21 protein-coding genes and 1 tRNA gene are annotated in these 23,244 nt (G+C 64.8%); 11 read left to right on the top strand and 11 right to left on the bottom strand.

What is annotated here, in order from left to right; translation table 11 throughout:
• Positions 1 to 73 precede the first annotated feature (73 nt).
• Positions 74 to 150 (bottom strand) — tRNA-Arg (locus ACLF6L_RS01370).
• A gap of 640 nt (positions 151 to 790) precedes the next feature.
• Between ACLF6L_RS01370 and mtgA the strand changes: the two genes are divergently transcribed.
• Complete coding sequence (mtgA, locus tag ACLF6L_RS01365) at positions 791 to 1,486, top strand: monofunctional biosynthetic peptidoglycan transglycosylase (protein WP_238617832.1); 696 nt, start codon at positions 791 to 793, stop codon at positions 1,484 to 1,486.
• A gap of 12 nt (positions 1,487 to 1,498) precedes the next feature.
• Here the strand turns inward: mtgA and ACLF6L_RS01360 are convergent, their stop codons facing one another.
• The 3 genes from ACLF6L_RS01360 to choX form a co-directional block, all read right to left on the bottom strand.
• Entirely contained in the window at positions 1,499 to 1,831 is a 333-nt protein-coding gene (locus ACLF6L_RS01360; protein WP_412852188.1) for a DUF3634 family protein, read from the bottom strand.
• Between the two features lie 34 nt (positions 1,832 to 1,865).
• Complete coding sequence (gene dinB, locus ACLF6L_RS01355) at positions 1,866 to 2,972, bottom strand: DNA polymerase IV (RefSeq protein WP_412852730.1); 1,107 nt, start codon at positions 2,970 to 2,972, stop codon at positions 1,866 to 1,868.
• Between the two features lie 109 nt (positions 2,973 to 3,081).
• Entirely contained in the window at positions 3,082 to 4,032 is a 951-nt protein-coding gene (choX, locus tag ACLF6L_RS01350; protein WP_238617834.1) for a choline ABC transporter substrate-binding protein, read from the bottom strand.
• Positions 4,033 to 4,405: 373 nt separating this feature from the next.
• Here choX and betI point away from each other — a divergent pair, with 373 nt between their 5' ends.
• The 3 genes from betI to betA are packed head-to-tail and all read left to right on the top strand — an operon-like array spanning position 4,406 to position 8,260.
• Positions 4,406 to 5,008 carry a transcriptional regulator BetI gene (betI, locus tag ACLF6L_RS01345; RefSeq protein WP_412852187.1) on the top strand — a complete coding sequence of 201 codons (603 nt, stop codon included), beginning with the start codon at positions 4,406 to 4,408 and terminating at the stop codon, positions 5,006 to 5,008.
• 38 nt (positions 5,009 to 5,046) lie between these two features.
• Positions 5,047 to 6,531 (top strand): betaine-aldehyde dehydrogenase, encoded by a 1,485-nt coding sequence (gene betB / locus ACLF6L_RS01340; protein WP_412852186.1) that lies wholly within the window; start codon positions 5,047 to 5,049, stop codon positions 6,529 to 6,531.
• A gap of 43 nt (positions 6,532 to 6,574) precedes the next feature.
• Entirely contained in the window at positions 6,575 to 8,260 is a 1,686-nt protein-coding gene (betA, locus tag ACLF6L_RS01335; RefSeq protein WP_412852185.1) for a choline dehydrogenase, read from the top strand.
• On the opposite strand, the gene ACLF6L_RS01330 is transcribed toward betA, so the two are convergent.
• The 7 genes from ACLF6L_RS01330 to ACLF6L_RS01300 form a co-directional block, all read right to left on the bottom strand.
• The gene (locus ACLF6L_RS01330; RefSeq protein ID WP_412852184.1) at positions 8,254 to 9,318 is read right to left on the bottom strand and encodes a phospholipase A; all 1,065 of its coding nucleotides are present in this window, start codon (positions 9,316 to 9,318) and stop codon (positions 8,254 to 8,256) included. The genes betA and ACLF6L_RS01330 overlap by 7 nt on opposite strands.
• Positions 9,319 to 9,479: 161 nt before the next feature.
• Entirely contained in the window at positions 9,480 to 10,544 is a 1,065-nt protein-coding gene (fba, locus tag ACLF6L_RS01325) for a class II fructose-bisphosphate aldolase (RefSeq protein ID WP_200173831.1), read from the bottom strand.
• 83 nt (positions 10,545 to 10,627) lie between these two features.
• Positions 10,628 to 12,070: a pyruvate kinase gene (gene pyk, locus ACLF6L_RS01320; protein ID WP_412852183.1), complete on the bottom strand. Its 1,443-nt coding sequence runs from the start codon at positions 12,068 to 12,070 to the stop codon at positions 10,628 to 10,630.
• Positions 12,071 to 12,122: 52 nt separating this feature from the next.
• A complete protein-coding gene (locus ACLF6L_RS01315) occupies positions 12,123 to 13,301 on the bottom strand; it encodes a phosphoglycerate kinase (protein WP_238617840.1) in 1,179 nt (392 codons plus the stop codon).
• Between the two features lie 101 nt (positions 13,302 to 13,402).
• A complete protein-coding gene (gap, locus tag ACLF6L_RS01310) occupies positions 13,403 to 14,407 on the bottom strand; it encodes a type I glyceraldehyde-3-phosphate dehydrogenase (protein WP_238617841.1) in 1,005 nt (334 codons plus the stop codon).
• Between the two features lie 51 nt (positions 14,408 to 14,458).
• Positions 14,459 to 16,456: a transketolase gene (gene tkt / locus ACLF6L_RS01305; protein WP_412852182.1), complete on the bottom strand. Its 1,998-nt coding sequence runs from the start codon at positions 16,454 to 16,456 to the stop codon at positions 14,459 to 14,461.
• A 174-nt stretch (positions 16,457 to 16,630) separates the two neighbouring features.
• Positions 16,631 to 16,936 (bottom strand): hypothetical protein, encoded by a 306-nt coding sequence (locus tag ACLF6L_RS01300; RefSeq protein WP_238617843.1) that lies wholly within the window; start codon positions 16,934 to 16,936, stop codon positions 16,631 to 16,633.
• Between ACLF6L_RS01300 and metK the strand changes: the two genes are divergently transcribed.
• The 7 genes from metK (at position 16,935) to ACLF6L_RS01265 (ending at position 23,229) form a co-directional block, all read left to right on the top strand.
• Positions 16,935 to 18,107 (top strand): methionine adenosyltransferase, encoded by a 1,173-nt coding sequence (gene metK, locus ACLF6L_RS01295; protein WP_008932518.1) that lies wholly within the window; start codon positions 16,935 to 16,937, stop codon positions 18,105 to 18,107. The two genes, ACLF6L_RS01300 and metK, sit on opposite strands and share 2 nt — an antisense overlap.
• 150 nt (positions 18,108 to 18,257) lie before the next feature.
• Positions 18,258 to 19,061, top strand: a complete 804-nt coding sequence (gene thiD / locus ACLF6L_RS01290; RefSeq protein ID WP_238617844.1) for a bifunctional hydroxymethylpyrimidine kinase/phosphomethylpyrimidine kinase — start codon at positions 18,258 to 18,260, stop codon at positions 19,059 to 19,061.
• Positions 19,058 to 19,525, top strand: a complete 468-nt coding sequence (locus ACLF6L_RS01285) for an alpha/beta hydrolase (protein WP_238617845.1) — start codon at positions 19,058 to 19,060, stop codon at positions 19,523 to 19,525. Before thiD ends, ACLF6L_RS01285 begins: the two co-directional genes overlap by 4 nt.
• A 24-nt stretch (positions 19,526 to 19,549) precedes the next feature.
• On the top strand, positions 19,550 to 20,131 hold the full coding sequence (locus ACLF6L_RS01280; protein ID WP_238617846.1) for a class I SAM-dependent methyltransferase: 582 nt from the start codon (positions 19,550 to 19,552) through the stop codon (positions 20,129 to 20,131).
• 19 nt (positions 20,132 to 20,150) lie between these two features.
• Positions 20,151 to 21,434: an NRAMP family divalent metal transporter gene (locus tag ACLF6L_RS01275; RefSeq protein WP_412852181.1), complete on the top strand. Its 1,284-nt coding sequence runs from the start codon at positions 20,151 to 20,153 to the stop codon at positions 21,432 to 21,434.
• Between the two features lie 32 nt (positions 21,435 to 21,466).
• On the top strand, positions 21,467 to 21,847 hold the full coding sequence (locus ACLF6L_RS01270) for an acyl-CoA thioesterase (RefSeq protein WP_238617848.1): 381 nt from the start codon (positions 21,467 to 21,469) through the stop codon (positions 21,845 to 21,847).
• A gap of 89 nt (positions 21,848 to 21,936) precedes the next feature.
• A complete protein-coding gene (locus tag ACLF6L_RS01265; protein ID WP_412852180.1) occupies positions 21,937 to 23,229 on the top strand; it encodes an alginate export family protein in 1,293 nt (430 codons plus the stop codon).
• Positions 23,230 to 23,244: the final 15 nt, after the last annotated feature.

Below are 23,244 nucleotides of genomic sequence, written 5' to 3'. Positions count from 1 at the left end.
ATTTCCATGTGACCAGGCAACAAAAAAGCCGCCCAGGATATCCTGTAAGCGGCTGTTTTTACTATCTATTTTATGGCGCGCCCGACTGGATTCGAACCAGTGACCCCTGCCTTCGGAGGGCAGTACTCTATCCAGCTGAGCTACGGGCGCGTGAAAGAAGATGTTAGCACGTTTCAGGGCGAATGTGCGCCGGGAAACGCCGCCTGCCGATGCGGGAAATTTCGACTGCGGCAAGGTGGCGCAGGATAGCCTAAACCGTGCCAGGTTCCAAGGGGGGGGGTGGCCAGAGAGAAGGGGAGATCCGCGTTGGATCCCCCCCCTGGTACGGAATCACCGGGCGGCGGGAACCACGTCGATGGCAAAGACCGTCGTTGTACCGCTGACGGCGCGGATATACCCAGGAATATGCACAGCATGGGAAATACCTGATGCAGCGACATGACAACCCTAAGCTCTGCTCGGGTAGAACCGTAAACGAAATTAAAAAACTTTAAAATCAATCAATTAAAGACCTGGTCATTTCATGACCAATTCAGCCGCCCCCTGCTCTCATGCGCTCTTGACCCGGTTTCCGACATCCTCTCCACAGACTTATCCACAGCTTTTGTGGATAGTCGGCATTTTCCCTCTGACGCCGAGCAGTTAGCCGCTTCGCGGGAGAATTCCCATGAGCTGCCGCCGGTAAGTGGGATATCGGCACGCACGGCTTCCGATCCGGGCTGGAAATTGAGATAGTTCCCGGGTGCGAAAATACCCGTCCAAACCCCGTCGCCGGTCCCTGTGGGGGCGCTTGCTGCGCTGGCTCCTGGCGAGCCTGGCGGCGCTGGTGCTGCTCAGCGCCCTGATCGTGGGCAGCCTGCGGTGGGTGGATCCCCCCACCACCGCCTTCATGCTGCAGCATCAGTGGTCTTCCCGCCCCGCCATCGGCACCATCCCGGTCAACCACGAGTGGGTGCCCCGGCAGCAAATTTCCGCCCATGCGGCCCTGGCCATGATCGCCGCGGAGGATCAGCGTTTTCTGGATCACCGGGGATTCGACTTTCGCTCCATCCGTGCCGCCATCGACGAATACCGGGACGGGGGGCGTCTGCGTGGCGCCAGCACCCTGTCCCAGCAGGTGGCCAAGAACGTGTTCCTGTGGCCCGAGCGCAGCATGACCCGCAAGGTGACCGAGGCCTACCTGACCGTTCTGATCGAGGCCCTCTGGCCCAAGGAACGCATCCTGGAGGTGTATCTGAACGTGGCCCAGTTCGGACCCAACGTCTATGGGGTGGGGGCTGCCAGCAGGATCTATTTCGACAAACCGGCGGCGGAGCTCACGGCCGGGGAAGCGGCGCTGCTGGCGGCAGTACTGCCCGGACCGGTGCGATACCGGGTGGCCGCCCCCTCGGATTACGTCCGTGCCCGGCAGGCCTGGATAGAACGCCAGATGGGGTATCTGGGCGGCACCGGCTTTCTGCAGGAGGTCTGGGACACCGCACCCTGAGCCGAAACGGTCTTACCCGACGGCCCGATGACCACCGCCACCGCCGCCGTCCGTGGGCGGTGTCCAGACATTGCGAAAGGGCTGGTGTACATGGGCCGGGATCTCCCGGGAGAACCGCAGTTGCACCCCGTGGGCGGTCCGGACGCCGCTGATGCGCCCTTGGGTGAGACGATACATTCGCGCCACCTCATCGCAGCCACGCAGGAAACCGGGTGGCGCGGTCCCCCGCAAGGTCCGCGCCCTGCCCTTCTCCAGCGTGATGACGAAGGCGGTACGGGCATGCCATAGCAGCAGTACCAAGCCCAACAACAGGATCAACAGCATCACGGCAAGGGTCAGCAGCATCGTTTTCTCGTTCGGTCGTATTGGCTCAACATCATCAGAGCGGCAGCTCCATCTGCATGCCCCCGTCGGCCGGCGCATCCCCGTCACCGAAACTCAGTCCCGACACACGCACTCCCAGCAAGCGAAGCCGCTGCTCCAGGGGCACCCGGCGCAGGCATTCCCCTGCCGCCCGGCGGATATCCATCGCCGCGGACACCGGACGCGCCAGGGTAATGTCACGGGTAAGGGTGCGGAAGTCCTCGTAGCGAAGCTTGATACCCACCGTGCGGCCCCGGCAGCCCTTGCGGGCCAGATCCTGGGATACCCGCATGCACAGGGCGGTGAAGATCTCCGACAGCTCGGCCCGGTCCTGACGAGGATGCAGATCCCGCTCGAAGGTCGTCTCCCTGCTGACCGAACGGGGTACCGAAACGGTTTCCACCGGCCGATCATCGATGCCCCGTGCCGCCTGATGCAACCAGGCCCCGTAGGTGGGGCCGAACTGCTCCCGCAACAGACCGGGGCCGCAGGCGGCCAGATCTCCCACCGTGAGGATACCCAGGGCTTCCAGCCGGGCGGCGGCCTTGGGTCCGATGCCGTTGACCTTTCCCACCGGCAGAGGCCAGATACGGGTCGGCACATCATCCGTGGTCAACAGGGTGAGACCATCCGGTTTGTCCAGTTCGGAACAGAGCTTGGCCAGAAGCTTGTTGGGGGCGATGCCGATGGAGCAGGTCAGGCCGGTAGCATCACGCACGGCCTGCTTGAGCCGCTGCCCCAGAGGTCCGGATGCGCCGGGAACGTGGGTGAGGTCGATATAGATCTCGTCGATGCCCCGGTCCTCGATGCAGGGGGCGATGGCGGCCACCGCCGTCTTGAAGCGACGGGAATAGTCCCGGTAGGCCTCGAAGTCAGGCGGCAACAGGATGGCTTCAGGGGCTTTCCGGGCCGCCTTCATCAGCCCCATGCCCGAAGACACACCCAGCGCCCGGGCCTCGTAGGTGGCCGTGGTGATCACTCCGCGTCCGGCATATTCTCCCAACCGCGCGGCGACGGCCTGCCCGGGTTCCCCCAAGGCGCGACGACGGCCGCCGATCACCACGGGCCGGCCACGCAGCTCCGGGTGACGCAGCAGTTCCACGGAAGCATAGAAGGCATCCATGTCCAGATGGGCGATGCGTCGGGACAGTGTCATGGAGGCTGAAGATAGCCGATTACCCCCGGAACGTCTGCACCCGACCGCATCGCTGCTTTCCGGCGGGCAGGGAGAACTACTCGGCCGGCGTCGCGGCGATGGCCTGGGTCACGACGTTGAAAGCATCTTCACCCTCTCGGGTGGTGACACCGTCCAGCCAGTCTTTCAGGATATCAGGATTGTCTTGCAGCCAGACGCGTGCCGCCACCTTGGGGTCCACGTCCCGGTTCATGATCTGATCCATGAGATGGTTTTCCATCTCCAGGGTGAAGGACAGCTGACTCAGCAGACGCCCCACGTTGGGACACTGCTCGGCATAGCCGGTACGTACGTTGGTGTGTACCGTGGCGGCACCGAAATCCGGACCGAAATACGCCTCTCCACCTTCCAGGTAGGCGATGTCAAAGCGCGTGTTCATGGGATGGGGCTCCCAGGCCAGAAAGACGATCCATTCCTCACGGGAGGTGCTGTGACGCACTTCCCCCAGCATACCGGCTTCACTGGACTCCATGAGGCGGAAACGCCCCAGGTCATAGGCATCGTCATCCATCATCTGCTGAATGATCTGATTACCGTCGTTACCGGATTCGATGCCGTAGATGCGTCCGCCGAATCGGCGGCGGTGCTCCGCCAGATCACTGAAATGGGTGACGCCGGCATCATGCACATACCGGGGCACCGCCAGGGTGTACTTGGCGCCCTCCAGGTTGGTGGCAATGGTTTCCACTGTCCCCCGCTCCAGATAGGGCTGGATGATACTGGCCATGCTCGGCATCCAGTTGCCCAGAAAGACGTCGAAATCCTGGTTCTCCAGCCCCGCATAGGCGATGGGAACGGACACCGTGAGACTGCGGGTGTCGTAACCCATGCCTTCCAGAACCACCTGGGCCGTCGCCGTGGTGGCGGTGATGTCGGTCCAGCCCACCTCGGCGAACCGCACCTGCCCGCATTCATCGGGTTCGGCGGCGTGGGCGATACCGGTCAGGCTCATGGCGGATACGGTGATTGCGCTCAGCAAACGATGCATGTCGACTCTTCTCCTCATTCGCCCCGGAACGGGCATGACATTCGGGATGTTCCGAGTCAGTCACTCCCGCGAAGGCAGGAATCCAGTCACAGAATCGTAATTCTGGACTCCCGCCTTCGCGGGAGTGACGGAAGTCCGCGAGTGTGACAATAGATCGCAATCCGTAACAATAGATCGCAACCCGTCACACTAGATCTGCAATTCGTGACTGTAGATCACAGGAGTAATAGCGGCTGACTGATTCAGTATTTCCTTTTCAGGATGCCCAGTCACCGCCGACAAATCAACCCTGATTGAACGATCAATCAAACTATAATTGAACGATTGTTCAATCTGATTTAGAGTGAAACACAAGCGCCCGATGGAGAACAGAATGCAACCTTCCCCCATGGCGTCCGGACGGCGCCGACAACTGATCAGAGCCACACTCACGGCGATTCACCAGTACGGCATGGCGGATGCCACCATTGCGCGTATTGCACGGCTGGCCGGGGTCTCAAGCGGCATCATCAGCCATTATTTCGGGGACAAGGCGGGGCTGATGGAGGCCACCATGCGCTACCTGCTCCAGCAGCTGGGAGACGCCGTAGCGGAGCAGCGCCGCAAGATCCCTCCGGAGGATGTTGCCGGTCATGTGGACGCCATCATCGACGGCAATTTCGACTCCAGCCAGACCAATGTGGCCGCCATGCGGGCCTGGCTGGAATTCTGGGCCGCCAGCATGCATCAACCGGCCCTGCGTCGCCTGCAGCGGGTCAACGAACGGCGCCTGTACGCCAATCTGTGCCACCAGTTCCGCCAGGTCCTGCCGGCGAATCAGGCCCGGGATGCCGCCCAATCCGTGGCTGCCCTGATTGATGGCCTGTGGCTGCGGGGCGCCCTGACACCGGAAGGCATTGATATCGAAGCTTGTCGGCGGCTGGCCCGGGACAACGCCCGGGCCTGGCTGGAGAGCCACCGGCCAACCGGAACCTGAGCAGGCCCCATTCCACCCGCGAATCACCGGGAGATCCCATGCCCCATACCCAGCCCACCACCGCTCCCCTTCAGGGCAGCTACGTCCATGGACGCGCTGTCCAGTCTCCGGATACCCCCCATTTCGAGACCATCAACCCGGCCACCGGACAGACCATCGCCCGTATTCAGGCGGCAGACCAGGCCCTGGTGGATGAGGCCGTGCGCTCGGCGGCGCGGGGTCAGAAAACCTGGGCTGCCATGCCCCCCATGGCCCGAGGTCGTATCCTGCGCCGGGCGGCGGATCTGCTGCGGGACCGCAACCAGGCCCTGGCCACCCTGGAAACCCGGGACACCGGCAAGCCCATCAGCGAAACCGCCAGCGTGGACATCCAGACCGGCGCCGACGCCCTGGAATATTTCGCCGGACTGGCCATGGGACTGGAAGGGGAACAGATCCCCCAGGGCGAGCAGGCCTTCATCTACACCCGCCGCGAACCCCTGGGGGTATGCGCCGGCATCGGCGCCTGGAACTACCCTCTGCAGATCGCATGCTGGAAGGCGGCCCCGGCCCTGGCCGGCGGCAACGCCATGGTCTTCAAGCCCAGCGAACTCACCCCATTGAGCGCCTTGGCGCTGGCGGACATCTTCACCGAGGCAGGTCTGCCGCCGGGCGTCTTCAACGTGGTGCAGGGAGACGGGGAAGTGGGTCGGGCGCTGACCCATCATCCCGATATCGCCAAGGTCTCCTTCACCGGAGAGGTGGAAACCGGCAAGGCGGTGATGGCCGATGCCGCCCGCAGCAGCCTCAAGCAGGTCACCATGGAGCTGGGGGGCAAATCGCCACTGATCATCTTTGCCGACGCGGATCTGGAGCAGGCCCTGAACGCGGCCCTGATGGCCAACTTCTACAGCAGCGGCCAGATCTGCACCAATGGCACCCGGGTTTTCGTGGAGGCCTCCATCCGCCAGACCTTCCAGGCCCGGCTGCTGGAACGCATCCGGCGCATCCGCGCCGGGGACCCGCTGAACCCGGCCACCACCCTGGGACCGGTCATCAGCGAGGCCCACTGCGAGCAGGTCATGGACCGCATCCGACAGGCCCGGGAAGACGGCCTGCACTGCCTGATCGGCGGGGAACGACTGCGCCCCGACGACGCCCCGGAGGGGGCTTTCGTGGCACCCACCGTGTTCGCCGACTGCCCGGATGACCACCCCCTGGTACGCCGGGAGATCTTCGGCCCGGTGATGGTGTTGCAGTCCTTTGAGGATGAAGCGGCCGTCATCCAGCGGGCCAACGACACCCGCTACGGCCTGGCCGCGGGCGTATTCAGCCGGGATCTGGCCCGGGCCCACCGGGTGATCCACCAACTCCAGGCAGGCATCTGCTGGATCAATACCTACAACCTGTCACCGGTGGAGATGCCGGTGGGCGGCTACAAGCAGTCGGGACTGGGCCGGGAGAACGGTCGCGCCGCCCTGGAGCACTACACCCAGCGCAAGTCGGTGTACGTGGAACTCGGCGGGGTGGACAGCGTGTTCTAGCCCGGCGCCCCACCCTCCCTCCCCCACCTGATCCAGGAGCCCCATGCAGGACATGACCTACGACTACATCATCATCGGCGCCGGTTCCGCCGGCGCCGTACTGGCCGCCCGACTGACCGAAGACCCGGACACCCGGGTACTGCTGCTGGAGGCCGGTGGACGGGACTGGCGACTGGACTTTCGCACCCAGATGCCCGCCGCCCTCGCCTATCCCTTGCAAGGACGTCGCTATAACTGGGGCTTTCAGACCGAGCCGGAACCCCACATGAACGGGCGCCGCATGGACTGCGGTCGGGGCAAGGGCCTGGGGGGATCGTCCCTCATCAACGGCATGTGCTACATCCGCGGCAACGCCCTGGACTATGACCACTGGGCCGCGGACTTCAACCTGCCGGGCTGGGACTATGCCCATTGCCTGCCCTACTTCAAGAAGGCGGAACATCGGGATATCGGCGCCGACGCCTATCACGGCGACCAGGGCCCCCTGCGGGTGACCACACCCCGGCCGGGCAACAACCCCCTCTATCAGGCCTTCATCCAGGCGGCCCAGGAAGCCGGCCACCCCCATACGCCGGACGTCAACGGCTACCAGCAGGAGGGCTTTGGCCCCATGGACCGGACCACCACCCCCCGTGGGCGCCGCTCCAGCACCGCACGTGGCTACCTGGACCTGGCACGCCCGCGCCCCAACCTGCACATCATGACCCGTGCCCTCACCGAGCAGGTGCTCATCGAAAGGCATACCGCCCGGGGGGTCAGCTTCATCCACCGGGGGCGGCGCCGACATGCCCATGCCCGGCGAGAAGTGGTGCTCTGCGCCGGCGCCATCCTCTCGCCGACAGTGCTCAAACGCTCGGGGATCGGCCCGGCCGCCGAGTTGGAGGCCCTGGACATCCCGGTGGTCCATGACCTGCCCGGCGTGGGCGAAAACCTGCAGGATCACCTGGAGATCTACATCCAGTACCAGTGCAAATGCCCCATCACCCTCTATCCGGCCCTGAAATGGTGGAACCAGCCCTGGATCGGTGCCCAGTGGCTGTTCTCGGGGCGGGGCATCGGCGCCAGTAACCACTTCGAGGCTGCGGGCTTCATCCGCAGTGATCCCGCCTTCCAGTGGCCCAATCTCCAGTACCACTTCCTGCCCATCGCCATCAATTACAACGGTACCCAGGCGGTGGAGGCCCATGGTTTCCAAGCCCATGTGGGCTCCATGCGCTCCCCCAGCCGGGGCTGGATCCGCCTGGCCGGCAAGGATCCGCGCCTGGCCCCACGCATCCGCTTCAACTACATGAGCCACCCCCAGGACTGGCGGGAATTCCGGGATGCGATCCGCCTCACCCGGGAGATCATGGTCCAGCCGTCCCTGTCACCCTATCTGGGACGGGAACTGTCCCCCGGCAGCGAGGCCCGCTCGGATGCGGCACTGGATGCCTTCGTGCGCGAGCACGGTGAAACCGCCTACCACCCGGCGGGTTCCTGTGCCATGGGTTCGCCCCAGGACCCCATGGCAGTGGTGGATGCCGAAGGACGGGTATTCGGGGTGGAGGGCCTGCGGGTGGTGGACGCCTCCATCATGCCCCGCATCATCACCGGCAACCTCAACGCCCCCACCATCATGGTGGCGGAAAAGATCGCCGACCGGATGCGGCAACGGGCGCCGCTGCCCCCGGAACACGTCCCCGTGTTCCGGGGGGGTTCCACCTCCGGCTCCCATGGCACGGGTCAGTAAAGATCACTCAGGGCCAGCCCGAAACCCAGGGTGTTCTGGCGCCAGTTGTAGTCGATCATGCTCTCCCCGTAGCCGCTGAAAACCTGGGTATAGGCCCGTAGCGGCCCCAGTATCGGGGGACTCATCCAGGTGGCCTGGACGGCGCCCTTGCCGGTGGCGGGACGCCCCCTGAGCATCAGGGTGTAGCTGTGGCCGCCCTGCTGCCAGAAGGCGGTGAGGTCGCCGTACCCCAGATAGTCGGTGATATCCGGATTATCGTCCCGGGTGTCGCTTTCCTGGACCCGGTGCCAGACCCGGGCATTGAGGACCAGGTCGCCCCGCTCCACACCCACTTCGGCAAAGAGGCGGTCCCAGCTGCGGGACAGGGGCTCGGCCCGACCGTTGGACTGGTGGTTGTAACCCACGCTGAACAGGCGCCAGTGGAAGCCCCCCAGGGACAGATCCGGCCGGTAGCTCAGGATCAGCTCCGGCATGTAGTTGGTTTCGCGGAAAGGTCGCGACACCCCTTCCCGGTCGTTATAAACCTGCCACTGACTCTGCTGGGTATAGGCACCCCACAGGCCCCAGCGGCGGTCATCCGTGGTCCAGAGCCGGGTCTTGAAACTGAATTGGAACCTGGCCTCCACCGAGTCCAGCTCCACCCGATCGGCATCGGCCAGTTCCGCCAGGGGCGAGAAGGGCTGTTCGTTGGGCCGGTCGCTGTAACGGGCCGGCAGCAGGTAGCTGGGGCGGTGGGAGGCGATCACGTAACGGCTGCTGTCCGGGGCAAACCCCCAGACGGCGTCGATGCGAGAGCTGGACCGGCGGGCCGGGTCGGAGCCCCGTGCCTCAGCCCCTCCGGGCAGTGCCAGGGTTCTGGCCCGTGGCGTTGTTGCTGGGGTGTCACCATCCGCGCCGGGCTGTTCCGCCAGACGGTCGTAGCAGGCCAGGCGGGCATCGGCATCGGTGATGCCGGCGCAGGACTGCAGGGCTTCAGCCAACGGGGTCGCCGGCGCCGTGGCGGGCAGGAGCAGGAGCGGCAGAAGGCAGGCAAGGAAACGAGGGCTGGGTGTGTGCATGCGGGGTCCAAGGATATCGACAGCCTTCGCCCGAAGAGAGAGAAGGGGTGGAAATGAACGGCGTGCCTATTGTTTGGTACTTTAGCAGAACCGCATTCCCCTCACCCCAGCCCCTCTCCCGCGAGGGGAGAGGGGCTTGCGCGGCGTTTACCTTACTGCACTTACTGCACCTTGGGCGCCAGCTCGCCGGACTTGTAGCGCTTGACCATGGCTTCCAGGCTCACGGGCTTGATCCGGGAGGCCATGCCGGCGCAGCCGAAGGCCTCGTAGCGCGCCTTGCAGATGTCCTTCATGGCGGCGGTGGAGACCTTGAGGAACTTGCGAGGATCGAATTCCTTGGGGTTTTCCGCCAGGAACTTGCGAATGGCACCGGTGGAGGCCATGCGCAGGTCGGTATCGATGTTCACCTTGCGCACGCCGTGCTTGATGCCTTCCTGAATCTCTTCCACCGGCACGCCGTAGGTCTCGCCCATGTCGCCGCCGTGCTCGTTGATGATCTTGAGCCAGTCCTGGGGCACGGAAGAAGAGCCGTGCATCACCAGATGGGTGTTGGGGATGCGGGCATGGATCTCCTTGATGCGCTTGATGGCCAGGATGTCGCCGGTGGGCGGACGGGTGAACTTGTAGGCGCCGTGGCTGGTGCCGATGGCGATGGCCAGGGCATCCACGCCGGTCTTCTTGACGAAGTCGGCGGCCTCGTCCGGGTCGGTGAGCAGCTGGTCATGGGACAGCTGGCCTTCGGCGCCGGAACCGTCTTCCTCGCCGGCCATGCCGGTCTCCAGGGAACCCAGGCAGCCCAGTTCGCCTTCCACGGACACGCCCAGCCAGTGGGCCATCTCGGTCACTTGGCGGGTCACTTCCACGTTGTACTCATAGGTGGAAGGCGTCTTCATATCGGGCATCAGGGAGCCGTCCATCATCACCGAGGTGAAGCCGGACTGGATGGAAGCCAGGCACACCGCCGGTTCGCCGCCATGGTCCTGGTGCAGCACAATGGGGATGTGGGGATACTGTTCCGCCGCGGCGATGATGAGATGGCGCAGGAAGGGTTCGCCGGCATATTTGCGCGCACCGGCGGAGGCCTGGATGATCACCGGGGCATCCACCTCGTCGGCGGCCTGCATGACCGCGTGCACCTGCTCCATGTTGTTGGCGTTGAAGGCGGGCATGCCGTAACCGTGCTCGGCGGCATGGTCCAGCAACTGTCTCAAAGAAATCAGGGCCATGAGGGACCTCCTGTGGGTTGTGGTCTTCGAATCGCTATGCGGTTCGGTATCGTTGTCGTTATGGGTTCGAGAATCAAGGGCGCTTACGGAGCAAAGTCCTGCAATGCCCCCACCTGGACGATCTTCATGGCGTTGGTGCCGCCCATGACGCCGGTGAGATCTCCCTTGGTGATGATGACCAGATCCCCGTCCCTGACAATACCGGCCTCCTGCAGCATGGCCACCACTTGACGGTTGTTGGCCGCATGGCTGGTATTGTCGCTCTCGAACAGGACCGGATAGACCCCCCGGTACAATGCCATCCGTCGACAGGTGCACTGGTGACGGGTCATGGCGAAGATGGGGATGCCGGAACTGATGCGGGACATCCAAAGGGCCGTGGAGCCGGATTCGGTCATGGCGGCGATGGCGCGCACATCCAGGTGGTTGGCGGTGTACATGGTGGCCATGGCAATGGCCTCGTCCACCCGCTCAAAGTAGCTGTCCATGCGGTGGGTGGACACCCGAGCGCTGCGCTGGCGCTCCGCCGCCTCGCAGATCCGCCCCATGGCCTCCACCGCCTTGTGGGGATAGTTGCCGGTGGCCGTCTCCCCGGAGAGCATGACCGCGTCGGTGCCGTCCAGTACCGCATTGGCCACGTCGAACACCTCGGCCCGGGTGGGGATCGGGTTCTGGATCATGGATTCCATCATCTGGGTGGCGGTGATGACCACCCGGTTGCGGGTACGGGCCTGCTGAATCAGGCGCTTCTGCACCCCCGGGAGCTCCGCGTCCCCGATCTCCACCCCCAGGTCGCCACGGGCAATCATGATCACATCGGTGGCGGTGAGGATCTCGTCGATGGCGTCCACCGCCTCGGCCCGTTCGATCTTGGCGCAGATGGCGCCCTGCCCGCCGGCCTCCCGCAACAGTTCCCGGGCGCGATTGACGTCGGCGGCGCTACGGGGAAAGGAGATGGCAAGAAAGTCCACGTCCAGCTCGGCGGCCAGGCGGATGTCCTCCCGGTCCTTGTCGGTGATGGCGGGGGCGGACAGGCCGCCCCCCTGACGGTTGATGCCCTTGTTGTTGGACAGGGTGCCGCCCACGGCCACGCGGGTATGGATCCGCGGCCCGTCCACCCGTTCCACCGTCAGCACCAGGCGACCGTCATCCAGCAGCAGGCTGTCGCCGGGGCTGACGTCGCCGGGCAGTGCCTTGTAGGTGATGCCCACCCGCTCCCGGGTGCCGGCATTGGGAGCCAGGTCCGCGTCCAGAATGAAGTCATCGCCCTCCTTCAGTTCCACGCTGCCCGAGACAAAGCGGGCGGTGCGGATCTTCGGGCCTTGCAAATCCCCCAGCACGGCGATGATGCGTGAGGCTTCCCGGGCGGTCTCCCGCAACAGGGCCACCCGCTTGCGGTGATCGTCCGGATCGCCGTGGGAAAAGTTGATGCGCACCACGTCCACGCCGGCCTTCACCAGCGCGCGCATGGCGGACGGGCTGTCCGTGGCCGGTCCCAGGGTTGCTACGATCTTGGTTCTACGCATGTCGGGCCTTGTCCTTGCTCGGTAGGTACCGAAGGTGGTGGGTGATGATCGCTCAGCCCTTGGCCCGGGCCTCCAGCATGGCGACGGCGGGCAGGGTCTTGCCTTCCAGGAACTCCAGGAAGGCACCTCCGCCGGTGGAGATATAGGAAATGCGGTCCGCCAGACCGTACTTGTCGATGGCGGCCAGGGTGTCGCCACCGCCGGCGATGGAGAAGGCGTCGCTGGCGGCGATGGCCTCGCCCATGGCCTGGGTGCCGGCGGCAAACTGGTCGAACTCGAACACGCCCACGGGGCCGTTCCAGACGATGGTGCCGGCCTTCTTCAGCAGTTCGGCATAGCTGGCGGCGGTGTCCGGCCCCACGTCGAAGATCATGTCGTCATCGGCCACGTCGCTGACCTTGCGTGTGGTGGCCGGAGTGGATTCGGAGAACGCCTTGCCCACGGTGACGTCGGTGGGAACGGGAATGTCGCCGCCCTTGGCCCGTGCCGCTTCCATCAGGCGCTTTGCCTCGGGGATCAGGTCGTTTTCACACAGGGATTTGCCCACCCCGTGACCCTGGGCGGCGATGAAGGTGTTGGCGATGCCGCCACCGACGATGAGCTGATCCACCACCTTGGACAGGGATTCGAGCACGGTCAGCTTGGTGGACACCTTGGAACCGCCGACGATGGCCACCAGCGGGCGCTTTGGATTGTCCAGGGCCTTGCCCAGGGCTTCCAGTTCCGCTGCCAGCAGGGGGCCGGCACAGGCCACCGGGGCGAACTTGCCGGCACCGTGGGTGGAGGCCTGGGCCCGGTGGGCGGTGCCGAAGGCGTCCATCACGTAGATGTCGCAGAGGGCGGCGTATTGCTTCGACAGGGCTTCGTCATCCTTCTTCTCACCCGGGTTGAAACGGACATTTTCCAGCAGCACCACCTCGCCCTCGGCCACCTCCACCCCGTTCAGGTAATCGCGTACCAGGCGCACTTCCTTGCCCAGCAGACCGGAAAGATGAGCGGCCACCGGTGCCAGGGAGTCGGCCTCGCTGAACACGCCTTCCTCCGGGCGGCCCAGGTGGGACATCAGCATGACCCGGGCGCCGGCCTTCATGGCGTGCTCAATGGTGGGCAGGCTGGCGCGGATGCGGGCATCCGAGGTGACCTTGCCGTCCTTCACGGGGACGTTGAGATCCTCGCGGATCAGCACCCGCTTACCCTTCAGGTCCAGATCGGTCATCTTGATGACGGACATGCGCAACTCCTTGGATGGTTTTCGGATTGTTGTTCTGGGTCTTGCAGGGAGCAAACGCCCCTCTCCCCAAGGGGAGAGGGGTCGGGGCGGGGGCAGACCGCTTACTGACCACCCACGTGCCGCGCCAGGCGCAGCATGTTGCAGGTGTAGCCGTACTCGTTGTCGTACCAGGCCACCACCTTGACGAAGGTCTCATCCAGCTGGATGCCGGCTTCGGCGTCGAAGATGGACGGCAGGTTCACGCCGCGGAAGTCCGTGGCCACCACTTTCTCGTCGGTGTAGCCCAGCACGCCCTGCAGGTCACCGCTGGTGGCGGCGGACTTCATGGTCTGGCAGATGGTTTCATAGGAGGCCCCCTTCTCCAGTTCCACGGTCAGATCCACCACGGAGACATCGGAGGTGGGTACGCGGAAGGCCATGCCGGTGAGCTTGCCGTTCAGGGCGGGCAACACCTTGCCCACGGCCTTGGCGGCACCGGTGGAGGACGGAATGATGTTCTCCAGGATGCCGCGGCCGCCGCGCCAGTCCTTCTGGGACGGACCGTCCACGGTCTTCTGGGTGGCGGTAGCGGCGTGGACGGTGCTCATCAGGCCGCGCTTGATGCCGAAGTTGTCGTTGAGCACCTTGGCCACCGGCGCCAGGGCGTTGGTGGTGCAGGAGGCTGCGGAGATGATGGCCTGACCGGCGTATTCCTTGTGATTCACGCCGTACACGAACATCGGGGTGGCATCCTTGGAGGGGGCGCTCTGGATGACCTTCCGGGCACCGGCATCGATGTGCTTCTGGCAGGTTTCCTCGGTGAGGAAGAAGCCGGTGGATTCGATCACCAGCTCGGCACCCGCCTCGTTCCACTTGAGGTTGGCGGGGTCGCGCTCGGCGGTCAGGCGGATCTTCTTGCCGTTGACCACCATGTGGTTGCCTTCCACGGAGACTTCGCCGTCGAAGCGGCCGTGGACGGAGTCATAGCGCAGCATGTAGGCCAGGTATTCCGGATCCAGCAGATCGTTGATGGCCACCACCTCCAGTTCCGGGAATTCCTTGGCAATGGCCCGGAAAACCATGCGACCGATGCGGCCGAAACCGTTGATACCGACTTTGATTGTCATCGTTTGTTGTCTCCAGCTTTTGCTTTGAAAAATTCAATATCGGGCGAGGATTCAGCCCAGTACGGCTTCCACCGCACTGATCACATTGTCCGCCGTGAAGCCGAAATGTTTCATCAACTCGCCGCCGGGGGCGGATTCGCCGAAGCGGTCCATGCCCACCACGCGACCATCCAGACCCACATACTTGAGCCAGCCGACAGTCACGCCGGCCTCCACGGCCACGCGGGCGCGCACGGCGCCTGGCAGCACGGCCTCCCGGTAGTCGGCATCCTGGGCATCGAACACTTCCTGGCAGGGCATGGACACCACCCGGACACGCTTGCCCTTGGATTCCAGCGCCTTGGCCGCCTCCATGGCAATCCCCACCTCCGAGCCGGTGGCCAGGATAATGGCATCCGGCTGACCGCCGGCATCGTGCAGCACATAACCGCCCCGGGCGATGTCGGCCAACTGGGCCTGGGTACGGGTCTGGTGGGGCAGGTTCTGGCGGGACAGGCTCAGCAGACTGGGACCGTCGGTGCGCTCGATGCCCGCCTTCCAGGCCGCGGCGGTCTCCACCGCATCGCAGGGACGCCAGACATGCATGTTGGGAATCAGCCGCAGGCTGGTGACCTGCTCCACCGGCTGGTGGGTGGGGCCGTCTTCGCCCAGACCGATGGAATCATGGGTCATCACGTAGATCACCCGTTGCTTCATCAGGGCAGACATGCGCAGGCCGTTACGGGCATAGTCGCTGAAGATCAGGAAGGTGCCGCCGTAAGGGATGAAGCCGCCGTGCAGGGCGATCCCGTTCATGATGGCGGCCATGCCGAACTCCCGCACCCCGTAGAACAGGTAGTTGCCGTCGCCGTCCTCCTTGCTGATGCCCTTGGAGCCCTTCCACAGAGTGAGGTTGGAACCGGCCAGGTCGGCGGAGCCGCCCAACAGTTCCGGCAGGGCCGGGGCATAGCCGCCGATGGCATTCTGGGAGGCCTTGCGGCTGGCGATGGTCTCGGCCTTGGCCACGGTCTCCTCGATGAAGGCCTGGGCCTTTTGTGCCCAGTCGGCGGGCAGTTCGCCGCTCATGCGGCGGGTGAATTCGGCGGCCAGTTCCGGGTGGGCCTCGGCATATTCGGCAAAGCGGGCCTGCCAGGCGTTTTCGGCCTGGGCCCCCTTGTCACGGGCATTCCAGCCGGCGCGGATCTCGTCCGGGATCACGAAGGGTTCATGGGGCCAACCGAGGGTCTCGCGCACCAGCGCGATCTCGTCCTGGCCCAGGGGCGCGCCATGGCACTCTTCCTTGCCCTGCTTGTTGGGGGAGCCAAAACCGATGATGGTCTTGCAGCAGATCAGGGTGGGACGATCCTTCACTGCCCGGGCCTGCTCGATGGCCTGCTTCACCGCCTCGGCATCGTGACCATCCACCCCCGGCACCACATGCCAGCCGTAGGCCTCGAAACGCTTGGGGGTGTCGTCGGTGAACCAGCCTTCCACCTCGCCGTCGATGGAGATGCCGTTGTCGTCGTAGAAGGCCACCAGCTTGCCCAACCCCAGGGTGCCGGCCAGGGAGCAGGCTTCGTGGGAGATGCCTTCCATCAGGCAGCCGTCGCCCAGGAAGACGTAAGTGTAGTGGTCCACCACCTCATGGCCGGGGCGGTTGAAATGGGCCGCCAGGGCCTTTTCGGCGATGGCCATGCCCACCGCGTTGGTGATGCCCTGGCCCAGGGGACCGGTGGTGGTCTCGACACCGGGGGTGTAGCCGTATTCCGGGTGGCCGGGGGTACGGGAATGGAACTGCCGGAACTGCTTGAGTTCTTCGATGGGCAGGTCGTAGCCACTCAGATGCAGGAGGGAATACACCAGCATGGAACCATGACCATTGGACATCACGAAACGATCACGGTCCGCCCACTGGGGATTGGCCGGATTGTGCTTGAGATAATCATTCCAGAGCACTTCGGCGATGTCGGCCATGCCCATGGGCGCACCGGGATGACCGGAATTGGCCTTCTGGACCGCGTCCATGGAAAGCGCACGAATAGCGTTGGCTAGCTCTTTGCGGGAAGGCATGCAGATCTCCTGACAAGGGTGGAAATAAGGGTCTTCATGGTCTGCCGCGCTGACACCGTTCAACGGTGTTCTGGTTATTCGGACGACTGGGAAAGACGCGGCACACCTCAAACTGGTCGCTGAAAAAGTCTTCGGGGACAGCAAGTTGAATCAATCCCCGGGCATATCATCCGGTCATGAATACCACATGGAATATGCATTGACCACAGCGTTATCGGCCTGCATTTTCCCTGACAGGGGGGCTTGTCGCAAGCCCGAGCGAAACGGGGGGCTTTTTGCTGCACTGCCCCATAAAGTATTCAGATACAACGATAAATCGAATAAGGAAAGGCAAAATACATATAAATAATGAGATTTCTCAAACCGGCTCGACGCACCACAAGCACCGCATTCAGGGTAAAATCCGGCGCGGATCACCATCATCAATCCGTGGGTGGGCCGCCAGGCGGGCACCCGAGAGCCGGAGTAGCTGAAAAACATGAAAGATTCCCATCTGTTTACTTCCGAATCCGTGTCCGAGGGTCATCCGGACAAGATGGCCGACCAGATCTCCGATGCCATCGTGGACGCCATCCTGGCGGAAGACCCCCACGCCCGCATCGCCTGTGAAACCCTGGTGAAGACCGGCATGGTAGTGCTGGCCGGCGAGATCACCACCCCGGTGCACGTGGATTACGAGAACCTGGTCCGCGACGTGGTCAACGACATCGGCTACGACAACTGCGACACCGGCTTCGATGGTCACACCTGCGCCGTCATCAACGCCCTGGGCAAGCAGTCCCCCGACATCGCACAGGGGGTGGATCGCGACGTCAGCAACCGTCTGGAACAGGGCGCCGGCGACCAGGGCCTGATGTTCGGCTATGCCAGCAACGAAACCAGCGCGCTGATGCCCGCCCCCATCCACTACGCCCACGAACTGGTGCGCCGTCAGGCCCACGTGCGCAAGTCCGGTGAACTGGCCTGGCTGCGCCCCGACGCCAAAAGCCAGGTCACCTTCCGCTATGAAGGCGGCAAGCCGGTGGGCATCGACGCCGTGGTGCTGTCCACCCAGCACGCCCCGGAAATCGATCAGAAGGCCCTGCGCGAAGCGGTGATGGACTGCATCATCAAGCCGGTGCTGCCCGCCGAATGGCTGGCCACCTGCCGTGACGAGAACATCCACATCAACCCCACCGGCAAGTTCGTCATCGGCGGCCCCGTGGGCGACTGCGGCCTGACCGGGCGCAAGATCATCGTCGACACCTACGGTGGCATGGCCCGTCACGGCGGCGGCGCCTTCTCCGGCAAGGACCCCTCCAAGGTGGACCGCTCCGCCGCCTATGCCGGCCGCTACGTGGCCAAGAACATCGTCGCCGCCGGCCTGGCGGAGCGCTGCGAGATCCAGGTCTCCTACGCCATCGGCGTGGCCCGCCCCACCTCCATCAGCGTCGACACCTTCGGCACCGGCAAGATTTCCAACCAGCAGATCGTCGACCTGGTGCGCGAGCATTTCGACCTGCGCCCCTGGGGCATCATCAGCATGCTGGACCTGCTGCGTCCCATCTACCGGCAGACGGCGGCCTACGGTCATTTCGGCCGCGAGGACGTGGACCTGCCCTGGGAACGCACCGACAAGGCGGACGCTCTCAAGGCCGCGGCCGGTCTCTGATCGTCCCGACCACCCGCGCCCCCAGGGGGGCGCGGGTCTTCCCGGCACATCCCCCGCCGATGCATGATTCCGCAAGATATTCCCGGGCCACCGTCCGCGTAAACAGGTCCGGCCCCCATACCTGCCTCGGGCGGACCAGGAGTGACCATCATGCAAGCGCCTGCCCTCACCATCGCCGGTTCCGACCCTTCCGGGGGCGCGGGACTGCAGGCGGATCTCAAGACCTTCCACCAGTTCGGGCTCTACGGCATGAGCGTGGTGACCCTGCTGACCGTGCAGAACACCCGGGGTGTCACCGGCGTGCAGGGCATTGACCCCGCCTTCGTCCTGCGGCAGATCGACGCGGTGCTGGAGGACATCCCGCCCAAGGCCGTCAAGATCGGCGCCCTGGGCAGTGCCGCCATGGTGGAGACCGTGGTCGAACGCCTGTCACGGCCCGACGCAGCGGGTCTTCCCCTGGTGCTGGACCCGGTCATGGTCAGCAAGCATGGCGCTCCGCTGGTGGATGATGCCGCCCGCCAGGCCCTGTGCCGACGGCTGCTCCCGCTGGCCGACGTGGTCACTCCCAACCTGCACGAAGCCGCCGCCCTGACCGGCCTGACGGTGGATTCCGAAACCACCATGATCAAGGCCGCCGCGGCCCTGGCCGATCTGGGAGCGGCCCATGTGGTCATCACCGGTGGCGCCCTGGTCGATGCCGCCACGGACATCCTGTTCAGCAACGGCCAGGTCACCCGACTACCCGCCGTCCATCAAGACACGCCCCACACCCACGGCACCGGCTGCGTCTTTGCCGCCGCCGTCACCGCCGGCCTGGCCCTGGGCAAGGACGTGGAAAGCGCCGTCCGGCAAGCCAAGTCCTTCATCCACCGGGCCATCCAGAGCGCACCCGGCCTGGGACACGGGCGCGGGCCGGTCAACATGCATGTCCCCTGCACGGATTCGACCCGATGAAGATCCTCTTTCTCCACGGCTGGCAGTCCAGACCCGGCGGGCTCAAGCCGTCATACCTGCTGTCACGGGGTCACGAAGTCATCAACCCGTTGCTGGACGACGACGACTTCGAGGCCGCCGTCGACACGGCGCAATCCGCCCTGGAGATCCATCGTCCCCAGGTCATCGTCGGTTCCTCCCGCGGCGGCGCCGTGGCCATGGCCCTGAACAGCCACCGGATCCCGCTGGTGCTGCTCTGCCCGGCCTGGCGACTCTGGGGTACGGCCGACCGGGTGAAGACGGGAACCCTCATCCTCCATTCCCCGGCGGACGAAGTCATCCCCTTCACCGATTCCCGGTATCTGGTCGACAACAGCCGGCCCGCGGTCGTCACCCTGATCACGGTCGGCTCGGATCACCGCCTGGCAGACCCGGACTCCCTGCAGACCATGCTGCGGGCCTGTGAAAACCACGGTACGCCTTGAACCCCTCACCAGAAGGACCTGACAATGCACCCCAAGCCCCTCACCCGCCTTGCCCACGAGCAGATGGCCGAAATCCTCAAGCCCGGCGATCTGGCGGTGGACGCCACCGCCGGCAATGGACATGACACCCTGTTCCTGGCCCGGACGGTGGGTGATGCCGGTCATGTCTGGGCCTTCGACATCCAGACCGCCGCGCTGGACGCCACCCGCAAGCGCCTGGAAGCCGCCGGCGTGGCGGAACGGGTCACCCTGATCCGGGACGGACACCAGCACCTGGAGCGCCACTTGCCCGATCAGGCCCGAGGCCGGATCAGGGCGGTGACTTTCAACCTGGGCTACCTGCCTGGGGGGGATCATGGCATCATCACCCGGCCGGAGACGAGCCTGGCCGCCCTGGAGGCGGCTCGCGCCGTGCTGGGGCCGGACGGGATCATCAGCCTGATGATCTATCGCGGCCACAGCGGCGGCCTGGAGGAATTCGAAGCCATCCGCGCCTGGCTGCAACAGGTCCATCCGGAACTGCACTGCTTCCCCCATCAACCCGCCGGAGATGACGGCCCGGTACTGGTCCTGCTGGGCAATGGCCTGCCCTGTCCGGATTGCTGAGTCATTGAGGTCACCCCTGATGAACGAGCTTCGCGGCAGCACCCTGCGCCACGCCATCGGCCCCGGCCTGCTCATGGCCGGCGCGGCCATCGGTGTCTCCCACCTGGTACAGTCCACTCGGGCCGGTGCCGAATTCGGCCTGTTGCTGCTGCCGGTGGTGCTGCTGGCCTGTCTGCTCAAGTATCCCTTCATCGAATTCGGCCCCCGCTACGCCGCCGCCACCGGAGAGAACCTGCTGGTGGGCTACCGCCGGCTCGGGCGCTGGGCCCTGGGCCTGTTCGCCCTGGTCACCCTGGGGACCATGTTCATCATCCAGGCCGTGGTCACCGTGGTCACGGCGGGCCTGTTCGGTCTGGTGTTCGGGCTGGATGCCTCGCCGGCCACCCTGTCGGCGTGGATCATGGGGGCCTGCCTGCTGCTGCTGGCCATCGGCAATTACCGGGGGGTGGACCTGGGCATGAAGCTCATCATGGCAGCCCTGACCGTGTCCACCCTGGCCACCGTGGCGCTGGCCTTCGGCGGAGAGCCGGACTGGTCCCGGCTCTCCGGCTGGCAGGACGCGGGGCTGATCTGGAGCGCGGCCGGCTTCGCCTTCCTGCTGGCCCTGCTGGGATGGATGCCCATCCCCCTGGACGTGGCCGCCTGGCACTCCCTCTGGACCCTGGAACGGGCCCGGGAAACCCGGACCCGTCCCAGTCTGCGCCATGCACTGACGGACTTTCGCATCGGCTATATCGCCGCCACCCTGATGGCCGCGGCATTCCTGCTGCTGGGCGCCCTGGCCATGCACGCCAGCGGCGTGGGCTTTGCCAATTCCGCGGTGGGCTTTTCCGCCCAGCTGGTGGACCTTTATGCGGGCACCCTGGGTGAATGGAGCCGACCCATCATCGCCGTGGCGGCACTGACCGCCATGTTCAGCACTACCCTGGCGGTGACGGATGCCTATCCCCGGGTCATCACCGCCCTGTTCGACGCCGCCCGGGCCGGCGACCGGGGTCGCACCCCCGGTCCCGAGGAACACCGGCGCGTCCCCTATCTGCTGGCCCTGATCACCGTCCTGGGCGGTGCCCTGATCATGATCTACTTTGCCGGGGCACGCTTTACCCAATTCATCGACTTTGCCACCACCGTTTCCTTCCTCTCGGCCCCCATCCTGGCCTGGCTCACCCTGCGGGTGGTCACCCACGAGCACGTCCCGATATCCGCCCAGCCGGGCCGGGGCCTGCTGGCCCTGGCCTGGACAGGGCTGATCTTCCTGCTGAGCTTTTCCCTGGTCTGGCTGGGCTGGCGTCTGCTGGGCTGAGCCCCCCCACCGGATTCCACAAGGAGTGACCCTTGGATACCTTCAAACTGGTAAGACCCGAACATCTGAATCACTACGGCTATCTCTTCGGCGGCTTCCTGCTCAAGTGGGTGGATGAGATCGCCTGGATTGCCGCCAGTCGCGACCACCCCGGCTGCCGTTTCGTCACCGTGGCCATGAACGGGGTGGAGTTCCACCGCGGGGTGCATCAGGGCGCGGTGCTGCGCTTCAACTCCCGTGAGCACAAACGAGGCAACACCTCGGTGCAGTACGCCGTGAGCGTCTTTTGCGATGACCTGGAAAGCGGCACGGAAGAACCCATCTTTTCCACCTGCATCACCTTCGTGCGCCTGGACAACGAGGGCAACAAAATCCCGCTGCCGACCGCCGATGACACCGTGACGCAAGGGTGATTTTTTCAGGACATCCACCGGCAAAGACGGGATAATCCTCCTTTTCCAGGGGTTAAACCGTCATACACAAAAACCTGTCAGGGGGAGTCATGCTGAAAAAGACCACATTATCGGCCGGCGCGCTGGCACTGCTCATGGGGATGGGCAGTGCGCAGGCCGGATGGGACTGGGGTGGGGACCTGCGGGTCCGGGTCACCGACCTGGACAGCATTCCCACTCAAGCCGGCGGCTTCCAGTTCGACCTGCTCTTCAACCGCACCCGCACCCGGCTCTGGGCCGGTTATCAGTTCAATGAGGACGTCGCCTTTCACGGGCGCCTGATGAACGAATTCCGCATCTATGAACGGGGCGAGGACCGGTCACGGTACGAAGATCAGAAGTTCCTCAGCGAGGTGGTGCCCGACCTGCTGTACATGGACTTCAACAACCTGGCCGACGGTCTGCTGGATCTGCGCGTGGGTCGTCAGGAGCTGATCTACGGCACCGGCAACATCATCCTCAACGGCACCCCCCTGGATGGTTCCCGCTCCCTGTTCTTCAATGCGGTCAAGGCCGGCCTGACGGTGAACGAGGGCCACACCCTGGACCTGCTGGCGATCTACAACGCCAGGCAGGATGCCCTGACCATCAACCGGCAGTCCGGGCTGAGCCTCATCGAGCACAATGAACGGGCCATGGGTGTCTATGGCAGAAACAGTCAGTCCGAAGCCATGCCGTTCGAGTATTACTGGATCTACAAGGAGGAACTGGGTTCCAGCCTGACGGGCAAGCCAGAAGACGGCAAGGCCGACGCGGATTTCCATACCCTGGGTGTCCGCTTCATGCCCCGCAACGGCCCGATCTCGGCCAACCTGGAGCTGGCGGCCCAGGACGGCAGCCATGGCGATGCCAACCTCAAGGGGCGGCTGCTGGATGCCTCGTTGACCCTGCGCCCGGCGATCTGGGGCCAGACCCGCCCGGCCTTCACCGCCGGCTATTACTACCTGTCCGGCAATGAGGCCGGCACCGGCGACAACGAAGCCTGGTATCCGGTGTTCTCCCGCTGGCCCCAGTTCAGCGAGCTGTATGTCTACTCCTATGTGGGCACCCAGTTCAGCATCGCCGGCTGGACCAACCTCAAGGCCCCCTTCATCGGCCTGGACCTGAACCCGTCCGGCAACACCTCCCTGAAGCTGCGCGCCCACCGTCTGTACGCGGACGAGAAGGACGGCAGCGGCGACGGCGACCACCGGGGCGATCTGTTCACCGCCGTGCTGGGCATCAACCTGAGTCCCAGCCTTCGGGCCCACCTGTGGGCGGAGTATCTGGATACGGGAGACTACTACCCGTCCGGGACTTCCGACGCCCACTTCCTGCGGGCCAACGTGGAGTACACGTTCTAATCACCGGAAAGCCTG

Source organism: Ectothiorhodospira shaposhnikovii, assembly GCF_047222355.1.
GTDB lineage: Bacteria > Pseudomonadota > Gammaproteobacteria > Ectothiorhodospirales > Ectothiorhodospiraceae > Ectothiorhodospira.
This window is presented reverse-complemented; position numbering and strand designations above follow the sequence as displayed.